This is a genomic window from Alcanivorax sp. HI0007 (assembly GCF_001635525.1).
In the GTDB taxonomy this organism is placed as follows: Bacteria; Pseudomonadota; Gammaproteobacteria; order Pseudomonadales; family Alcanivoracaceae; genus Alcanivorax.
Map to the genome: position 1 here is coordinate 1 of NZ_LWEJ01000076.1, position 215 is coordinate 215.

Below are 215 nucleotides of genomic sequence, written 5' to 3' on the forward strand. Positions count from 1 at the left end.
GATGCCGCCGGCACCCAGCTTCACATCCGCCTGCATGCCCTTGCGGTTCACTTCCCGTTCGATCAGGGACTTCATCTCGCGCAGGGAATGGAAAGCGCCGTAGTCGATATAACGGCGGTAGACGAAGGGATTGAGCCGCTTGATCAGCCGCTTGCCGGCCTGCAAATCGCCGCCGACCGGGCGCATCTTGATCAGCGCGTAGCGCTCCCACTCAC

At 62.3% G+C, this 215-nt stretch carries 1 protein-coding gene; it reads right to left on the reverse strand.

Features of this window, described 5'->3' with window-relative positions; all coding sequences use genetic code 11:
* Positions 1–215: hypothetical protein (locus A3714_RS17920; protein ID WP_197463361.1), on the reverse strand; the 215-nt coding region annotated here is incomplete at both ends.